The sequence below is a fragment of the Providencia sp. PROV119 genome (assembly GCF_028482435.1).
GTDB classification, from domain to species: domain Bacteria; phylum Pseudomonadota; class Gammaproteobacteria; order Enterobacterales; family Enterobacteriaceae; genus Providencia; species Providencia stuartii.
This window is the reverse complement of record NZ_JAMPQL010000002.1, coordinates 295,153-313,464: the sequence shown is the minus strand read 5'-3', so window position 1 is coordinate 313,464 and position 18,312 is coordinate 295,153. Positions and strand designations below refer to the sequence as shown.

The following is an 18,312-nucleotide window of genomic DNA, read 5'->3' as shown; positions in this document are numbered from 1 at the left end:
ATTTTAATAAATGAGGAGCTTTAGTAATGGAAGATAACTCAATTATTGTGGTGTTCATAACACAATGAAAAATAAGAAGTTATAGTCAAAAGCTCAAACTCAAATCTGTTAAATCCTAGAATCTTTAGGTATCGTAGCAACGCGCATTACAACCTCTAAAAAGCGTGGCTTTCATAGTGATAGAGGTACTTATATATCAATAAATTATATCGGTTGGCATGCGATAATGGCGGCATTAGTGACGGAGATTAGTTAGCCAAGGTATGTATGAATCTAGCCATAAAACAAATTGCATTAACACAACAGATAAAGCGATAACCCGCCATATCGATGGTTTTATCCATGTCATGCAAGATAAAAATAGAATCACAATAATGGATAAAAAAATCCTGACAAATAAAACGACTAACATAAGTGAATAGGCATGATTTACATCTAGCACTCGATATTTAAACACAAGTATCGAGGCGAACGTCATACTAGGAAGGATCAACATCCAAATCAAGAAAAATACAATGGCTAATGAATACCGACTTGTGCAGTATTTATGTAATTTACTCACCCAATACCCCAGATAAAAAATCAACTTAAGTTATATATTAAATAAATAAAGATTAAATGTCATCAAAAGTGTATTCAATGGTGATTAGTGAATAAAAAGTAGATTTTTCATTGGCTGATGCTGCTATGGCGTTTATCAGTCAAGCATAGGGTTTTTGACATCGTGTGTCGGTAAGAAATCAAAAATATTGGCTGCCACCATAAAGTGGTTTAGCTTTGATGTTGCGATTGGATTAGAATAAATTTTAGGGCAGTGAAAAATTATTAACGCATTAAAAAACAGCTAGAAATTCACAGTATATCTCGTTGATATTTTGATAATGCATTGCTTTATCAATTAGATATTAAAAAAATACGATGGCATAGTTGCTAATAAAAGTAGCAATAACACATTAATATTGAGCGATTATTACTGTTTTTTTTGTAAAGCGCATGCTTGTTAACTTATTTAACTCATATTGTTAAATTTTATTATTCATCTAAAACTATTAATTATTAAATTTACTAGCTAGTCTTTATCATAAAATGATCATTAGAATAATACTAAGAATAACAAAAAATTAAATAACATTGGAAACAGTAGGGCGTTTAGCCCTGCTGTATATTCAGGGGTGAAGGAAGGACAGTCAATATCTATATCCAAGTTGGTTTTCCTGGTTTTTCAAAAACTTCAAGCAAATGTTTAATATCCACATCCAGTATACTAGAAACAATCATTAGGTGTTCCACATAAATAGAGACGCTTCCTTCTTCATATTGAATATAGTTTCGTTCTGATATTTTTAATGCAGCAGCCATGGCTTCCGTAGAGATACCTCGGGATGTACGTAGTTTTCTAATATAGTTGCCTAAAGCGATTCCTCTAAAGTTTGGTTGCTTCATGAGTCAATTATCCATAGCGTAAAATGTAAGGCTATTATCAGAAATAATATGATTAATTCAATAGTATTATTCTGCTAAAAAAGTGTATTTCATAAAGTCAAAATAATCATATGGAAATTTTATATTTATCTAATAGTGAATTTGGCGATAAATGAATCTAAAAAATGTCAGATTTGTACAGTTATAGATATTAAAACTAATATCACTGGATAAATAATTTTTCTTAACATAAGAAAAGTTAAGTAAATCCACTTAGTGCATGGTAAGAAATGACGAAAAATGAGGTAAATACAATTAAAAGTAAAAACGATAAATCTATCCCACTTTATCTGTTTCAAAAATAGAAGGTCTATTATCAATAAAGTATTTAACCTCATAAGATCACCTTACTCTATTTTGAGCTAATAATAGTAAGGTGCTATTTTCAAGGAAATGAATATTTATTATTCGCTTAAAGCAAAATCAACAGCTTTTTGAGCATGTAAAGCCGTTGTATCAAAAATAGGTACCGATGTATCATTTTGATCTACCAATAGCGTGATCTCTGTGCAACCCAAAATGATCCCTTCCGCGCCATTTTCAACCAGTGATGCCATAATTCGTTGATATTGCTTTTTAGATCCGTTAGTGATTTTTCCTAGGCACAGCTCTTGATAAATGATGTCATGAACAATTTTTCTATCTTGGTCGTTAGGTGTGAGCACAGATAAATTGTATTTTTCATGAAGACGATCTTTATAAAAAGGTTGCTCCATCGTAAAAGCCGTACCTAATAAACCGATTTTTCTAATGCCTGAATTGATAATGCGTTCGCCAGTCGCATCAGCAATATGCAGTAAAGGAATATTAATGTTATTCTCAATTTGCTCGGCAACTTTGTGCATTGTATTAGTACAAAGTACAACAAAGTCAGCACCTGCTTGCTCTACGTTTTTTCCTGCCTGCGCAAGGTATTGACCCGCAAGCTCCCATTGCCCTGCCGATTGCATATGTTCTATTTCAGCGAAATCGACACTATATAAAGCGATTTTTGCTGAATGAAGACCGCCAAGCTGTTGCTTGATGCCTTCATTAATCTGCCGGTAGTAAAGCAAAGTTGATTCCCAACTCATTCCCCCGATTAAACCAATTGTTTTCATATCCGTTTCTCCATTATATTTTTTATAGCTAAGAATACTTCTATAACAACTATTTTTTTAGGGCAATAGATTATTTAAGCTATTAAAATAACAAGTAGAAACTCTTAGATAAATTAAAAAATAAAATGAAATGACGAAAAAAGAATAATTACGGATGAATCTTATGTATCAAAAAATGAGATTTGTCATGATATCGCCGAGAGGTAAGAACCTCTCAAAGCGATTTAAGGAGAAAAAATGCGTAAAGTTATTTCAGTTTCGGCTATAGCACTTGTTTCTGCATTAACAGCGTCATCTGCTTTTGCGGCAAAAACGGACACTTATAAGTGTGAAGATCAGAAAATTAGGGTTTCATTCCCTGATGAAAATACCGCTGTGATGCTTTATAGCGATGAACTTATCGTGTTAAAAAGCGCTCCAGCAGCAAATGGTGCTCGTTATGTTGGCGAAAACATGCAGTTGTGGTCTCATGGGAAGAATGAGTTTAATTTAGCCACAATTTCTGAAGATGATGTTGTTAACAATCGCATTACTGATGATAAAGGCCGTACTTGTAAATTAGTCAAATAATTAATGGAGTGTGCTAATTTATTTAGCACACTCTACTTTACTAATTATCGGTTATTGAAATTAAGGGATATTGGGGTCTAAATATAATTTAGCGGCAGGACGCGTTAATACTTGCTGATAATATTGTGAAATAGCAGGGGTGTTTGGCCTAATAATCGGTGTAAGCAACCAGCGATGTATAGAGAGTGCTAGAGTAATATCAGCTACCGTAAATTGTTTTCCATTAATAAAATTACCATTTTTTTCAAGCTCTGCTTCAAGCAGCAGCATTTTACTGTTCCACTCATCAGTACTTTTAGCTATCAATTCAGGGTACTGAATAAAACTATCACTTTTCCGAACAAGTGCCATAAAAGCAGCACGCCATGCGCTGTTTAGTTCAGTTGCTTGCCAATCCATCCATTTTTCAACGTCTGCTTTTTCTTCTGGGCTTTCAGGTAGTAGATCAAAGCGTTGTGCTTTGGTGGCAATATAGCGGCAAATTGTATTACTTTCCCACAAAATACCATTTTCGTGGATTAATACGGGGACGAGCCCATTAGGATTAAGCTTAAGATAATCAGCAGATTTTAGGCTTAACTCATCTCCCCATTGTGGCTCATGAATGAAGGGAAGTTGAGCTTCTTGTGCAGCCCACAGGACTTTGCGAACATTGATTGATGTGGTACGACCTAGGATCTTTAGCATAACGGCCTCGAAAAGCATCAATAAGAAATAATGGGAATAACATAGCTCTATAGGAAGCGCAATTTAAATGTGGTGATATCAGCTAAAAGCGCCATTATTGCTAATGGCGACGATGAAACGACGCCTATACGTATTGTAGTAGGCGTACACAAGAGTTAACTTTGAATAATACCATTGATGGTGGTAGGAAGAGGTTGATCAGTTAGTTCAATATGCTGTGATGAGACTCGTTGCCCTTTAACATATAACTCTGCTTTTACTGGCTCTAAGCGACGTTCAATATTAATGTGGAACTTATTCATTAACTGGCTAATAAATCGGTGTTGATCAAGTTGATATTGTTTTACCTCACCATTACGTAGCGTCACTGCAAGATATGGTTTAGTCGTATCGATAGTATCGTTGTTGTATACCATCCCATAAGAGCCTTCTAACGCAGGGTAGATATAGCTTTTTAATTGATTTTGTGGGTCATAAAAACCGACTAAAGTGACAACCGGAACACCTTGTTTTACGGGTTTTTGAATGAAGGTTAATTCAGAGGACGGCTCCCATGAATCTCCATTTGAAATATAATACACTTTTGTATTATGGCTGATTATCTGCTTATTACCATTAACATGTAGTTTAATACTCCATTGAGAAGTGCAATCTATCTCAATCACTTTATTTTTATTGCTGTGATCCGCTTGAGGTAGATAAATATTGGGTGGGTAGTGAGAATTATAACTCTCTATTTTTATATGGTCATTTTTATTAAGTAGCGCTGATAAAGTTGTCTCCGTAACATCTTGATTATCTACTATTGGTACATCCACAAAAGAAATATTTTTTGCATGAGGGGGTAGGTACTCTTGCATTGTTTGTGTATTGGGATCCCACTTTTGATAACCTGTTGACGATGTTTTGCTAAATATTGCAGAGTTCTCGAAAAAATGTTGAATAGCTTGAGCCGTTGTTGGGGTATGTAATGTGTACGCATTGTACGCTTTATCGTATAGCTCACCACCAGACATAGCATCTTTTAGCATTGCATGTTGCATATAGGGTTCTGCTTTTTCTGCATTAGGATCACGCGCATCTAAAACCGTGTACTTATTTGTTTTCTTTTTTTCAAAGTTAGGAATAAAAAAGTTGTTGTCGGCATCCCATCCCCATGTCGAATTAGGTTTATCGGGGGTTGCATGAACACCGCCTTTAAATCCCTTAAAGTAATGACCAATCTTATAATTATGACCCAGTTCATGACTAAATTCATTATCTACGGTGTTGTATAATGTGGCTTTTCCCGCTCCTCCTGACCAACCATGCTCTTGTAAACCATTTTTATATATACCACGGGAATTATGTATCGTAATTTGTGCGGTAGGTAAGTAGTTATTTTCTTTTGTCGCCGATGAATGAACGCCGTAATTGGCTAAATTAATGCCATCTGAAATAAGATCTTTAGAAATTTGCTCTCGCATATCCCCATTATGCCCACCTCCATCATCATCTGAACGATGAGTTAAATGTTTTCCTGAAGGAAGAACAATCTCTTTTAAGTGGATTGGAGCGTAGTGAGAGACGATTAAACGATTAATAGGGATTTGTTGGAAATATTGGCGTTGTAATTCAGCATTTTTTTGAAATGCTAATTCTCCTCTATAGGGAGTCAACATGCCGATATCGATAGTATGGAGCAGAAGTTCTGTTGGGGCTCCGACATAAATATCAGATAGCGTACCTTGTTTTCCATGATAATCGAATTCCAACCTTATTTTGGGCTTAATGTATTCAGCAGGAATAGCAACAGACCAGCCATTTTCGATATACCTGATTTCATCACTGTCATCATTAATTAAAGGCTCACCTTCATATGTACGCCAAAAACCAAATTCATCACAAACAAATAATTGGCTATCACCTTTTCTTATCGTTATTTTTTGGTCACCATAGAAAACATGACTGTCATAGTCAGCCTCTGATGAAAAATAAATTTTTTTATTTTTAAAATTGGGATGAGTCTCTAATGTAAAATGACGGGCCCAATTAGCATTACGCGTTGCGATATGGATGTTATCATTGTTATTGATAACTTCGTTAAAATAGCAAATATCTTTTGATATTTTTTGCAATTCCTTGTTTTTATTTATCTTGATATCAAATGATTGAGGCAAGGCATAGTTAACCGTACTTTGGGTATCCGGAGAGTAAATTGACCATACACCTTCATCATCACTAATAAAAAGCTTAGTTTCACCCGTAGTAATTCTAACTTCATTATCGCCATAGGTAACATCACTATTAAAATAAGCTTGAGAAGTGAAAAGTATTTTTTTATTGGCATATTGTTTACTATTGGGGATAATAAAATCTTTCGCCCAATGGTAATCTCTGGTTGCTATTTTAATAGTGTCATTTTTTTTAATAATATCTTGGAATAATTTGGGGTTCTTAGAGATATGATTAATATCATCATTTTTCGTAAATTCCACATCAAAGGTTTCGGGGGTTTTGTATTTATCAATATTTAACGCTTGTTGATAGTGAAAAGATAATCTAGATTCGTCACGAGTAAACCAACGACCTGTTTCATCGCTTATCATAACAAAAGATTGCTGTGCAGAGAGAGGTATTGAATTATTTCTATATTTAATATTTGCATCGATATTATCCGCTAAATTCAATATGAGTTTTTTATTCGGGCGTTTTTTTAAACTATCTAAGTTAATAGATAAATTTTCAGCATCAATATCGACTCTAATAATGTCATTTTCGGTCATAAGTTGATTGAGGTAGTTTGTGCTCTCAGTCAATTCTTTAATCTTTTTTGATGCATTGATAGTAAAATCAAACGATTTAGGAATAGTAAAATCGTCAGGTGTTAAGCGGGTAAACCGTTGCTCAGTGCCTGCAATTTTAGGCAGTTTTGATGGTGGAAGTAGGTAGGTTGAATATATCTTTTCATTATCCTCATTATAGACCTTAATATTTAATTGCTCATTTTCTTTGATTTTTTCATGAGGCTTAAATATCACCAATGTTTTACGGCCTGAAACGAGATGAGGTTGTATATCATCATCAATTCGATTAATGGCTGGGATAATGCTATGTTGAGCATAAAATACATTCCCCTTAAGATCCCCTTGGATATCACTTGGATAATTATTTGTATTATAGTAAAAAACTTTCCCTAGTTTTTCTTTGTATTCAGACAATAACTTATTATACACCCCTTGTTCATCGGTCATTTTTTTAATCAGCGCATGATTATTAATCTGTGTATCAAATAACCGTGAGATAACAAGGTTATCTATCAACGATTGCCAAAAATCAAACAGTGTATTTGGGTTATTATTAAGGTCATTAAGACCTAATAAATGAGATGAATGAGTATCATTTTCTTTATTTAATTGTGTTGTCGGTATCATCACTTCATGACGATTTTGGCAAATGCAAATTGTCAAAGCTAGCATATAAATCCTTTTAATTGATTAGTTTATTGCTAATATCTTCATTTTATTAGCAGTATTAGATAATAAAGAAAAAAATAAAAATGATAAGCAAATTATTTTATAGTTAATCTTAATTTAGCCAAATAATCAGTCAATTGTTCATTCTGAACACTTGAATTTCTTGATTTATTCATTAATAGCAATTCGCTTAGAGATAATCCCATCGGTTAATAAAATAGAATGAATATTTCATTTCTTTACGAAAGAAATCACCAAGATCTCAAGGGGTAAAAAAGGCGCCGAAGTCCCCTTAATCAGGGGATAGAATGAGAGAAATCTGTGATCTTTGTAACATAATTTTCTGACTTTCCACTTAATTTCGTTATCAACACAACAAAAACAAAATTTTCATATAATAAAAATTGGAATATATGTTTCATTAATGTATATCTATGTTATCGCCATGTTAAATATTGGTGACATCAAAACACAACATGTATTCATAATCAGTGGGAAGGGCAAAATGAAAAATATCATGAAATTAACCGCGCTGGTTGCTGTATTGGGTTTAACACCGAGTGTGATGGCTGAAAATGAACAAATTGTCTTTAGTCCGCCAACATTGGCCAGCCCGTTTGAAGTGCATATGCAGAAATCGGCGGTGAAAACCGCTAAAGAGTTAGGAGTCAATATTCAAGTCTTAGATGGGCAAGGTAGCTCACCTAAGCAAGTTGCTGATATTGAAAATGCGATCACACGAGGTGCACAGGGCTTTATTGTGTCACCTAATGATGTCAATGCCATTGCCGATGCGGTGGTTGAAATTCAAAGCGCTGGCTTACCGGTGGTGACTCTTGATAGAACCATTAATGCACAACAACCGGTGCCGCATTTTGGGGCTAATAATTACAAAGGCGGTTACGCCATTGCGGAATATGTCAAAAAGCAGTTTCCAAATGGCGCCGATCTGATCTTAATTACAGGACAACCTGGCTCCTCATCAAATATTGAACGTACGAAAGGGATCCGCGATAGCTTAAAAGAAGGGGGGAGTAAATACCGCTTAGTCGCTGACCAAAATGGTAACTGGATGCGAGCGGAAGGGATGCGCATCACCGAAAGTTTATTGCCTTCACTCGCGAAAAAACCGGATGTGATCTTATCTGCTAACGATGATATGGCCCTTGGTGCGATTGAGGCGCTGAGCGCGCAAGGTTATAAACCGGGCGACATTTTAGTGACAGGTTTTGATGCAAGTCCTGAAGCACTTAGTCGTATTAAGGAAGGTTGGATGGCTGTAACGGCTGATCAGCGCGCAGGCTACGCAGTAAAAATGGCGATGGGGCAATTGGTCGATAATATTCGTGACAAAAAAGCGATCACAGGCGCGGATTACCCTCCCACAATTATTAGCAAAGATAACCTTGATCAAGCGGAACGTATTGGTGAATTGAAATAGTCATTTACAGTGCTATTCAGGGCTCGGTGAGCCCTGTTTTCCTGAAAAGGAGTTTTTATGTCAGAGCCACTACTTAAAATTACAAATCTTGCCAAAAGCTTTTCAGGGATCTGGGCGCTAAGTCAAGCCCAAATGACAGTGATGCCAGGGGAAGTGCATGCGTTATTGGGGGAAAATGGTGCGGGTAAATCCACTTTCTTAAAGGCACTTGCAGGCGCTCAACCGCAAACCAGTGGTGATATTTGGTTTAACGGTGAATTGCTTTCCATAACAGATACCCCGATTGTTCGCCAACAAAAAGGGATTATTACTATCTATCAAGAATTTAATTTGCTACCGAATATGACGGTAGCCGAAAACATGTTTTTAGGGCGTGAAGCGCTAAAAATGCGTTGGATGGTTAATGAAAAAGTCCTTAATCAGGAAGCCAAAGCGATCCTTGATTATCTTCAATTGGCAATTTTGCCAACGACCCAAGTGGCACGGTTAAGTGTTGCCCAGCAGCAAATGATTGAAATTGCACGTGCACTGACGCTCAATGCTAAATTAATTGTGATGGATGAGCCTTCAGCGGCTCTAAGCGATACCGAAGTAGAAAGTCTGCATCGTGTTGTTAGGGAATTGAAAAACCGAGGGGTGAGCGTCATTTACGTGACACATCGCTTACATGAAGTTTTTCAGATATGTGACAAGTTCACGGTATTTCAAGACGGCAGATACACCGGATCGGGGAATGTGGCTGAGACCTCAGTACAAGAGATCATACGTATGATGGTTGGGCGGAATGTGATTTTTGAACGTAGGCCGGCCAGCGAAACATATCATCGAGACAAACCGATTCGCCTATCGGTGAAACATTTATCGAAAGCTAAGCCACCTTTAGATCCTCATGGTATCGCGCTTCACGATATTAGTTTTGATGTTCATGAAGGCGAAATACTGGGTATTGCGGGCCTTATGGGGGCGGGAAGGACTGAGGTGGCACGCTGTTTATTCGGCGCAGATAAATATACCACGGGTGAGTTTATCCTTGATGGTGAGCCTTATCAGCCAACGACCCCAATGAATGCACTGGATAAGGGGATTGCACTCGTTCCAGAAGATCGTAAAAAAGAAGGCGCCGCGCTGGGATTATCCATTCGCTACAACCTATCACTTTCAGCGTTATCACATCTACTTAAAATGGGGTGGATGGTGGATAGCAATAAAGAAAACGCCTTGATAGAAAGCTACAAACAAGCACTACAAATCAAAATGGCCAGCAGTGAGCAAGAAGTGCGTAAATTGTCTGGTGGTAACCAACAAAAAGTCATTCTTGCACGGTGTATGGCCATGTCGCCAAAAGTATTAATTGTTGATGAGCCAACTCGGGGTATTGATGTTGGAACCAAATCGGAAGTTCATCAGGTTATTTTTGAGATGGCGAAAAAAGGCGTTGCGGTTATTGTTATTTCTTCTGATTTACCTGAAGTCATGGCGATTTCAGACCGGATCATCACGTTGAGCGAGGGCCGCTTAACGGGGGAGATTAAAGGTGATGATGCAACAGAAGAGAAGTTAATGATGATGATGGCTATTTGCCATCAAAACTCACCAGCAGAAATGGTCGTATGAGAGGTTTACATGTTACAACAACAATCTTCTACGGCGGTCGGCCGTAAAAAAATAGATTTCATCGCTTTTTTTGAGCGCTTTGGTGTCTTGATTTTTATGGTGCTGTTGGTGCTATTTTTTCAAACCCAAAACAGTAATTTTCTGACTGAACGCAATATCACTAATATTTTAACCGAAGTGTCTATCTATGGAATTATGGCCGTGGGGATGACGTTGGTGATTTTAACCGCTGGTATTGATTTGTCTGTTGGCTCAATACTGGCGGTTTGCGCGATGACAGCGGCGTTTGTGATTAAAGGTGATAATTTAGTCGGCTTAGATCCTAATGCTTGGGGAGGGATGAGCTGGTTAGTTGGATTAGCTATCTGCTTAGCGGTAGGCACAGGGATCGGGTTTTTACATGGTCTTGGGATCACGCGGCTGAATATTCCACCATTTATTGTCACATTAGGTGGCATGACAATTTGGCGTGGGCTGACATTAGTGATTAATGATGGTGCACCAATCTCAGGTTTTGATGCTGGCTATCGTTGGTGGGGGCGTGGGGAGCTACTGGGGATCTCGGTGCCTATTTGGATCTTTGCGATTGTGGCATTGATAGGCTATTTAGCGCTGCATAAAAGCCGCTGGGGGCGTTTTGTTTACGCAGTTGGCAGTAATCAAGAAGCAGCTCGGTTAGCAGGGGTGAATGTTAAACGTGTTCTTGTCAGTGTGTATGTGGTGATTGGCTGTTTAGCTGGGCTGGCTGGGTTTGTGCTGAGTGCACGTTTAGGGAGTGCTGAAGCGGTAGCGGGGATGACATTTGAACTGCGCGTGATCGCCTCTGTTGTGATTGGTGGTACATCATTAATGGGGGGATATGGTCGTATCGGAGGAACCATTATTGGCTCAATCATTATGGGAATATTAATTAATGGTTTAGTTTTAATGAATGTTTCAGCGTATTATCAGCAAATTATTACTGGACTGATCATTATTTTAGCTGTTGCTTTTGATACTTACGCCAAAAATAGACGTGGTGCCAGTTAAATATTTTCACTATTTATAAAAGATAAACGCCTTTTTATTTTAATAAGAAGGCGTTTATCATAAGAAAATAAGGATTTAACGCTAAGAAAATACAGGTTGATACTTTTTAAATTTTAGTGCTAATAATATTGATATCTTATAAAAATTCCACCTCAGATAGTTCCCTTGTGAAACTAATTAGTTTAATTTCATTCACTTATATTTTATCGATGCTATACTATTAGGGTTATTTTTGAATTTTGAGTAAAATTTAAAATAACCCATGCAGTCAACACTGGCTATGTTTTTGATATTCAGCTTATTGCTGAATTTAAATGTTGTAGTTAAGGAGTCGATATAATGGTAAGTAATAATGCAGCACGTCGCTTATTAGGAATGCCTTATAAGTTAAGTCGTTCTAAGAAAAATATTCGAGTTTCTGTCGTAGCAAAAGAAAATGTGACGGAACAGCTGCCCGCTGAATTACAAAATCAACCTGTAGTTGCGGCATTAAATAATAAAGCGACAGAGAAAAAAACCTACCACTCAACAACGGTATTCTATCCTGAATATGTTATTAGCTAATTAATTGAGTGAATGTTGACCCTCTGGCATTGCTAGAGGGTTAAAAACACCAAATGATATTCCTACCTCATTTCTTACTCTTTTTCTTGCAACCAGTACGACCGCTACCTCATCTTCATATTAGAATGGTCAATATGTGATTATTGTCACTATCTAAAATTACAAATAAACAAAATATTGAGACGTTTCCGATGAAAAAGTCATGGAACTTGGTTACATTGAATTGGCGTATAAATAGAAATAGGGTAGGTATTCCCGTTGGCTTATTTTAAATATTTAATTTTTTGTTTTTGTGTTATTTCAGTGGCAGGATGTTCGACAGGCTTTAGAACGGATGAAGAAAGTAACCGATTAAAATTTAGCATTCAACAAGCCAATACGATACCGATTAAAGAATCTGTAGAGGCGCTCTCTGCTGCTGATATGTTACCTGGCGATATTTTATTGTCTTCCGCAACGGGAATTAATTCATGGGGTATCCGTCTTTTTAGTATTAGCGGGGTGAGTCATGCCTCAATATATTTGGGGGCTGGTGAAGTAGCGGAATCTGTCGGCAGTGGCGTGAGGATCATTACGCTCGATCAAGCTATCTCGGACTCAAATAATATGGTGGTGTTGCGGCAAGAGGGGTTAACCTCTATTCACGCCCATAAATTACGTGAATTTTCTATGCAAAATGAAGGGGGCAAATATAACTTTAAAGGGATAGTGATGATAGCGCCTTGGATGGTGACAAAGCGCGTCTGTGAATTACCTTTTATTGGTCAAACGATCCGTAATTTTTGTTTGAGAACGTTAGCGACGGTACAGTTAGGTAGCGATGTAGACCAAGCTAACGGCTTCTTTTGTTCGCAGTTTGTCCTTGATGCCTATAAATATGCAGGACTTCCGTTATTTGAAGGGAATTCAGCATGGATAACGCCAGCGGATATCCTTCATATGCGAACAGGGGATGTGCCGACCTTTGTTCCGACCCATCGTTTAAGCTATGTAGGGCACTTGAAATCTTGGAGTTTATCGAGTGCGCTTCACCTGAGATAAATATCGTCAATAAAGTGGGGTTGTGGCGACGTGTTAATGAAAAAAAAGGCCAACTCAGAGAAGTTGGCCTGCTAAAACTGGAAGCAATGTGAGCAATGTCGTTTACGAAAGCTTGAGTAATTTACTCAAGTATTCGTTAGGTAAAAGATAACCATTCTCATTTGATAAATCAACCCTTTTTTATGTCTTATTATGCGAATTTTACCCCCTATAAATTCGTTTTTATAAAAAATAATTAAAATTCAATACGTTATTTTTGGTTCTTTTAAGGATAATTCGAATAAATTTTTATAAAACAAGTTAGTACTCGAAATAAGTTGTTCGTTATACTTGTCAGTATCCTTCCTACACCGTCAGCACAGAGGTCAATCTTTGATGAGAACATTACGCATTGGTATCGTAGGGTTAGGCTCTATTGCGCAAAAAGCCTATTTACCGATACTGAGTAAAACAGATAATTGGCAACTGATAGGGGCATTTTCACCAAATCAAAGGAAAGCAAAAATCGTCTGTGATAACTATCGTATTCCACTGTATTCAGATATAAAACAGCTGGCCCAGCAGTGTGATGCGGTTTTTGTACACAGTAGTACCGCCAGCCATTTTTCAGTTATTTACAGTTTGTTATCATACGGCGTACATGTGTATGTTGATAAACCGCTTGCTGAGACACTTTGCCAATCAGAGCAATTAGTGGACTTTGCACATAAACAGAAACGTTCGCTTATGGTTGGGTTTAATCGGCGCTTTTCACCTTTTTATCAAGAACTCAAACAACACCTCAGTCAAGTTGCTTCATTACGTATGGAAAAACATCGTAGTGACAGTCTAGGCCCTCAAAATGTCCGTTTTACTATGCTAGATGATTATTTACACGTTGTAGATACCGCTATCTGGCTCGTGGGAAGCGAAGCAAAATTATTGGGAGGCAATATTATTGCAACTGAGGAGCAAGCGTTATGCTATGCAGAGCATCATCTGAAAGTGAATGAATGTTTAGTGACGACATCAATGCATCGCCGAGCGGGTAGTCAACGCGAGCAAGTTGCAGCAATTTGTGATGGTGGGGTCTACCAAGTGACAAACATGAATCATTGGATGAGTGAAAGTCACGAGGGGATAAAACAAAAACAACCTTCTAGTTGGGAGTCGATATTGGTTCAACGTGGATTCGATGGGGCTATTCGCCATTTTATTGATGCGGTGAGCCATGGTAGCGAGCCTGACGTCAGTGGTGAGCAGGCGATTTATGCTCAACAAATGGTAGAGAAAATGTTAAGCATTGCGTAAATACTGTTCATTGTTTCTCAGCTCATAAACCATTCCATACCAGTCTTATATAGGATTAATATGTTAAGTTCGCATCAAGCTTCAGAAATTTTATTTGTTGCAGGTTTTGGTCCGATAACACGTGAGCCTAATGTAAGTTATGATTTCTATGTTAAAACTTTAGGTTTACCTTTAAAGGCAATGGAAGGTAATCAGGATTATTTCACCAGCGAAGAAGAACAGCTTAGTGGCGTTAAACACTTTGCGTTATGACCATTATCTCAAGCTGCACAATCTTGTTTTGGTGTCGATCATTGGCCGGAAACGCACCTTGTTCCTCAAAGCTGGATAGAATTTGAAGTCGCTAATTTATCAAAAGCCACTCAATGTTTTATTAATGAAGGTTATTCCATTTTAGTTAATGAGCGAATGGAACCTTGGGGGCAAATGGTTACACGCTTACTTAGCCCCGAAGGAATGTTGGTTGGTTTAACCGTTACACCATGGTTAAGAGAATAATAGTTAATAATTTGTAGCGAGAGATCTCATTTATCTTGTTGTTTAAGAGACATTCTTGCGTATTTGATTATAATTTTGTTGTTAACTTAAATTCTTTTTTCTATCAGGAGGGGTTATGTATAAAACGATTCTGGTTCCTATAGATTTAACTGAGGATGAACTGACAAGTAAAGCTGTTCGCCATGCAGTTAATTTAGCTAAACAGTCTGGTGCGAAAATTCATTTGATCCATGTGCTACCAATCTCTTCTGCTATTATTAATGCGTATGCACTTGGTTATATGGAAATAAAAGACCGTGCAACCGTTAAAGCAGAAGAAGACATGAAAATGTTGATGGATACGATTGATTTACCACTATCTGATGTCAATTATACCATAACGTTTGGCTCACCTCGTGATGAAGTGATTAATACTGCAAAAGACATTAACGCCGATATTATTGTTATCGGTTCACGCCGTCCGAATATTTCTACACACCTCCTAGGCTCTACCGCAGCGGGCATTGTTCGTTACGCAGAAACCTCTGTATTGGTAGTTCGTTAATTTTTTAAATAAACCTATGCTGATATTTAGCATAGGTTTTATTGAACCCATTATTTTTTATTTTACACGATCGTCATAAAGCGATGAGTGATTAAACCTTTTTCTTCTATCTTGTTGGGTATCAGGTATTGAGTGTAACAGTTCAGCCGAATAGGCCCTATTTTTATTGGGAATGGTGAGCTTATTTATGGAAAAGTTTTCGCAAGAAGTTATCCGCATTGAACATTTCTTATTCAGGGTATTACGTTTTTATTTTTTGTCGCTATTGGTTTTTTTCCTTGGGCTGTTACCCGGTATTATTGGCTTTTATTTTATTGAAGGTCATTCTTTGATGGAGTCAATGCTTAATGCATTATCCATGCTAAGTGGACAAGCAATAGAGCCTGCACCAATCACGCAAGGTGGGCGTTTTTTTATCGCAATATATGGGCTGTTTTTACAGAGCGTATTCATTATTAGTATTGGCTTAATTGTCACACCTTTTTTGCACCGCATCTTACATAAATGGCACTTAGAAGATAGTTAGCATATTGATAAAATTGTGAACTTGCTTTAACAAATCGTCTGGTAGCTCACGGCAGTTTGTTTTTATTAAGACTATACTTTTGGTGAACAAAAAAGATAAACATTCACAAAGTGTATCCTAGTTATCACATCGCACTAAGGGATCACAGGTGGATAATAGAATGATGACTAATTAATAGGGGTATCGCATGTACAATAAAATTTTGGTTCCCGTAGACATTTCTGAAGATATTCTGACGGATAAAGCATTAAAACACGCAATTTATTTAGCAAAAATGTCGGGGGCAAAAATACATCTTTTCCACTCAGTTCCTGATGTTTCAAGGTTCTCAATGAGCTATAGCTATCATTATGATCTTTTATCTTCATTTGCTAAAAAAGCCGTTGAACGTTCAGAAGAGCAGTTAAAAGAGATTATTGCTAAGATCGATTACCCACAAGAAGATATTTCTTACAAAGTCGCTTTTGGTTCACCGAGAGATAAAGTGTTAGCTGAGGCAGAAGAAATAGGTGCGGATCTGATTGTGATTGGTTCACGTAACCCGAGTATCACAACGCACTTACTAGGGTCAAACGCATCAGGCATTGTTTCTTATGCGAAAATATCTGTACTGGTAGTCAGATAACCCGCCAATACAATAAGGCCAGTATTATACTGGCCTTATTAACGCTCTAATCTTTAACGCAAATCTATTACCATCTTAGCCTAAAGCAAGGCTAAAATTCGCATCGAAAAAGCAGATGGTGCTTATTCATCCCTATTAAATCAATATAATAGAGATAAAAATTATTTACCTTCCACTGCCTCTTTAGCTGCTTTAATAGCTTGAATGCCTTGTTCACATGCTTGTTCTTGAGCATCTTCTGGATAATCAGCGAGTGCTTTTTTCGCTTCTTCCAATTGATGTTTCATCTCAGTGATCCTTTCTTTAACATTAGGGTCATTTTTGTACTGCTCTTCAGCTTGTTTAACCAGCACATTCATTTCTTGGAAATAAGTATCGCAATTTTTTCCTGCATTCGCACCAAATGCAGCTAATAGTGCAGCAACCCCGAAAGCAACTGAAAATCTTTTTTTCATAATTTATTCGCTTTTTTGATGTAACAATAAAACGAGAATAGCATTCCATATTCAAAAAGACATCACCTCTCTTAATCAATATTTTCTACTGTAGGTAATTTTGCTGCATATTAGGAATTATCTGTAATAACAGCACCGCGTGAATAGCATAATTTGCAAAAAGATAAATGAGAATCATTCTTGACTCTGTTGCAATTAAAAGTGTACAGTTAAGTACACTTTTTTTGTGGGGGAGCTAGGTATGCAAAATAAGACGATTATTGATACGGCTGAGTGGCCAGTTTGTGTAATCCATTCATTTCCAAAAACCTTAGATGAAACGCGTTTATGGTTAGAAGAAATGGATATGTTATTGGCAAGAAGGGCGCAATTTGTATTAGTTTATCCGCCGGTCAAACAGAGCAAAGAAAAACCGTCTGAGGAACATATGAATGCCATGAAATATGTTCGCCGTTGGTTAAAACATGCTAAAGAGCCGATGGTTGAACACTGCCGTGCAATGGTGGTGACGTTACAACCAGATGGGAGTGATAAAGAAGATATGGAACAAATGGCGCCGTTACTTTCTGCATTTTATGGGCCTGAAGTGTTTATTGAACATAACATCGCCGCAGCGAAAAAATATGCTACGGCATTGATTTCTTAATGACGATGACCGCTATTGGCTAATTTTACGAATATAACTGGCGATGATGTCCACTGAGAGCGCAATTTGTTGCGTGATAAATTCATCGCTAGGTTTAAAATCAGTGACACAGAAGGTTTTAATAAAAACATCTGCTTTTAACATTTCTAAAAATCGAGATGAAATACTTAATAGCGTTTGTTCGTTAACTTTCACTTCAGGTAATTCAAGGAGTTTCTCAGTTAATAGCCGATAACTACGTACTGGCCCTTGTTCAAAGAAAGCATGGCTAATTTCAGGAAAGCGGTTATATTCACCAAGGATCAAACGATATAAACCAATAGACTGTGGTTTAATCACATTCAGTAAAAACCGTGCGCCGTAAAAAGACAATACAGATTCAATGCTATGGAGAGAAGGGGGATTATGATTTTCATCATCGGCGAAAATATCGTCAATCATTGATGCAACGACCGCAGCGAATAATCCTTCTTTATCACCGAAGTTTTTATACAGCGTGGAACGAGAGCCTCCTGCACGCTCAATGATCATATCAAGTGTTGTTCCTTCAAATCCATATTGAATAAAAATTTCAGAAGCCGCACTAATTAATGCTTTATTACGACGCTGCCCCTTAGGGGTTTTAGCGAAAAATGGGCTACTCATGCAATACTCATCCTAGCATTATGATTTATCTAACTATTCTTATCATGAAAAGGCAAAGTTCGTGATGACTAATCATGCTTTAACCTGAAAGAGATCATAA

Annotated in this window: 17 protein-coding genes and 1 pseudogene; 12 read left to right on the top strand and 6 right to left on the bottom strand. The window is 37.2% G+C overall.

Features of this window, described 5'->3' with window-relative positions:
* Positions 1 to 1,194: 1,194 nt before the first annotated feature.
* Both PSF11_RS03765 and PSF11_RS03760 read right to left on the bottom strand, forming a co-directional pair.
* On the bottom strand, positions 1,195 to 1,443 hold the full coding sequence (locus PSF11_RS03765) for a helix-turn-helix domain-containing protein (RefSeq protein ID WP_004919272.1): 249 nt from the start codon (positions 1,441 to 1,443) through the stop codon (positions 1,195 to 1,197).
* A gap of 443 nt (positions 1,444 to 1,886) precedes the next feature.
* Entirely contained in the window at positions 1,887 to 2,582 is a 696-nt protein-coding gene (locus PSF11_RS03760) for an aspartate/glutamate racemase family protein (protein WP_014658241.1), read from the bottom strand.
* Between the two features lie 237 nt (positions 2,583 to 2,819).
* Here PSF11_RS03760 and PSF11_RS03755 point away from each other — a divergent pair, with 237 nt between their 5' ends.
* The gene (locus PSF11_RS03755; RefSeq protein ID WP_004919278.1) at positions 2,820 to 3,152 is read left to right on the top strand and encodes an MliC family protein; all 333 of its coding nucleotides are present in this window, start codon (positions 2,820 to 2,822) and stop codon (positions 3,150 to 3,152) included.
* Positions 3,153 to 3,212: 60 nt separating this feature from the next.
* Here the strand turns inward: PSF11_RS03755 and PSF11_RS03750 are convergent, their stop codons facing one another.
* Positions 3,213 to 3,839, bottom strand: a complete 627-nt coding sequence (locus tag PSF11_RS03750) for a glutathione S-transferase family protein (protein ID WP_036943877.1) — start codon at positions 3,837 to 3,839, stop codon at positions 3,213 to 3,215.
* A gap of 155 nt (positions 3,840 to 3,994) precedes the next feature.
* Positions 3,995 to 7,297: a M66 family metalloprotease gene (locus PSF11_RS03745; RefSeq protein ID WP_115113531.1), complete on the bottom strand. Its 3,303-nt coding sequence runs from the start codon at positions 7,295 to 7,297 to the stop codon at positions 3,995 to 3,997.
* Between the two features lie 514 nt (positions 7,298 to 7,811).
* On the opposite strand from PSF11_RS03745, the gene PSF11_RS03740 reads away from it, so the two are divergent.
* From PSF11_RS03740 to PSF11_RS03695, 10 genes and pseudogenes are all read left to right on the top strand, one after another.
* Positions 7,812 to 8,735: a substrate-binding domain-containing protein gene (locus tag PSF11_RS03740; RefSeq protein WP_014658246.1), complete on the top strand. Its 924-nt coding sequence runs from the start codon at positions 7,812 to 7,814 to the stop codon at positions 8,733 to 8,735.
* A gap of 57 nt (positions 8,736 to 8,792) precedes the next feature.
* Positions 8,793 to 10,349, top strand: a complete 1,557-nt coding sequence (locus tag PSF11_RS03735) for a sugar ABC transporter ATP-binding protein (protein ID WP_004919284.1) — start codon at positions 8,793 to 8,795, stop codon at positions 10,347 to 10,349.
* A 9-nt stretch (positions 10,350 to 10,358) separates the two neighbouring features.
* The gene (locus PSF11_RS03730; RefSeq protein WP_004919287.1) at positions 10,359 to 11,378 is read left to right on the top strand and encodes an ABC transporter permease; all 1,020 of its coding nucleotides are present in this window, start codon (positions 10,359 to 10,361) and stop codon (positions 11,376 to 11,378) included.
* Positions 11,379 to 11,717: 339 nt separating this feature from the next.
* The gene (sra, locus tag PSF11_RS03725; RefSeq protein WP_004919289.1) at positions 11,718 to 11,942 is read left to right on the top strand and encodes a stationary-phase-induced ribosome-associated protein; all 225 of its coding nucleotides are present in this window, start codon (positions 11,718 to 11,720) and stop codon (positions 11,940 to 11,942) included.
* Between the two features lie 258 nt (positions 11,943 to 12,200).
* Positions 12,201 to 12,983 (top strand): YaeF family permuted papain-like enzyme, encoded by a 783-nt coding sequence (locus PSF11_RS03720; RefSeq protein ID WP_014658248.1) that lies wholly within the window; start codon positions 12,201 to 12,203, stop codon positions 12,981 to 12,983.
* Between the two features lie 375 nt (positions 12,984 to 13,358).
* Positions 13,359 to 14,273, top strand: coding sequence for a Gfo/Idh/MocA family protein (locus tag PSF11_RS03715; RefSeq protein WP_014658249.1), 915 nt, complete (start codon positions 13,359 to 13,361; stop codon positions 14,271 to 14,273).
* 60 nt (positions 14,274 to 14,333) lie between these two features.
* Positions 14,334 to 14,771, top strand: a pseudogene (locus PSF11_RS03710) (glyoxalase).
* Between the two features lie 115 nt (positions 14,772 to 14,886).
* A complete protein-coding gene (locus tag PSF11_RS03705; protein ID WP_004919294.1) occupies positions 14,887 to 15,315 on the top strand; it encodes a universal stress protein in 429 nt (142 codons plus the stop codon).
* Between the two features lie 187 nt (positions 15,316 to 15,502).
* Positions 15,503 to 15,841 carry a hypothetical protein gene (locus tag PSF11_RS03700; protein ID WP_004919295.1) on the top strand — a complete coding sequence of 113 codons (339 nt, stop codon included), beginning with the start codon at positions 15,503 to 15,505 and terminating at the stop codon, positions 15,839 to 15,841.
* A 187-nt stretch (positions 15,842 to 16,028) separates the two neighbouring features.
* Positions 16,029 to 16,466 (top strand): universal stress protein, encoded by a 438-nt coding sequence (locus PSF11_RS03695; protein ID WP_004919296.1) that lies wholly within the window; start codon positions 16,029 to 16,031, stop codon positions 16,464 to 16,466.
* 161 nt (positions 16,467 to 16,627) lie between these two features.
* Here the strand turns inward: PSF11_RS03695 and PSF11_RS03690 are convergent, their stop codons facing one another.
* Complete coding sequence (locus PSF11_RS03690; protein WP_004919297.1) at positions 16,628 to 16,921, bottom strand: DUF5339 family protein; 294 nt, start codon at positions 16,919 to 16,921, stop codon at positions 16,628 to 16,630.
* A gap of 241 nt (positions 16,922 to 17,162) precedes the next feature.
* On the opposite strand from PSF11_RS03690, the gene PSF11_RS03685 reads away from it, so the two are divergent.
* A complete protein-coding gene (locus PSF11_RS03685; RefSeq protein ID WP_014658252.1) occupies positions 17,163 to 17,567 on the top strand; it encodes a hypothetical protein in 405 nt (134 codons plus the stop codon).
* Between the two features lie 12 nt (positions 17,568 to 17,579).
* Here PSF11_RS03685 and PSF11_RS03680 read toward each other — a convergent pair whose 3' ends face one another.
* Positions 17,580 to 18,212, bottom strand: a complete 633-nt coding sequence (locus PSF11_RS03680; RefSeq protein ID WP_014658253.1) for a TetR/AcrR family transcriptional regulator — start codon at positions 18,210 to 18,212, stop codon at positions 17,580 to 17,582.
* Between the last annotated feature and the right edge of the window lie 100 nt (positions 18,213 to 18,312).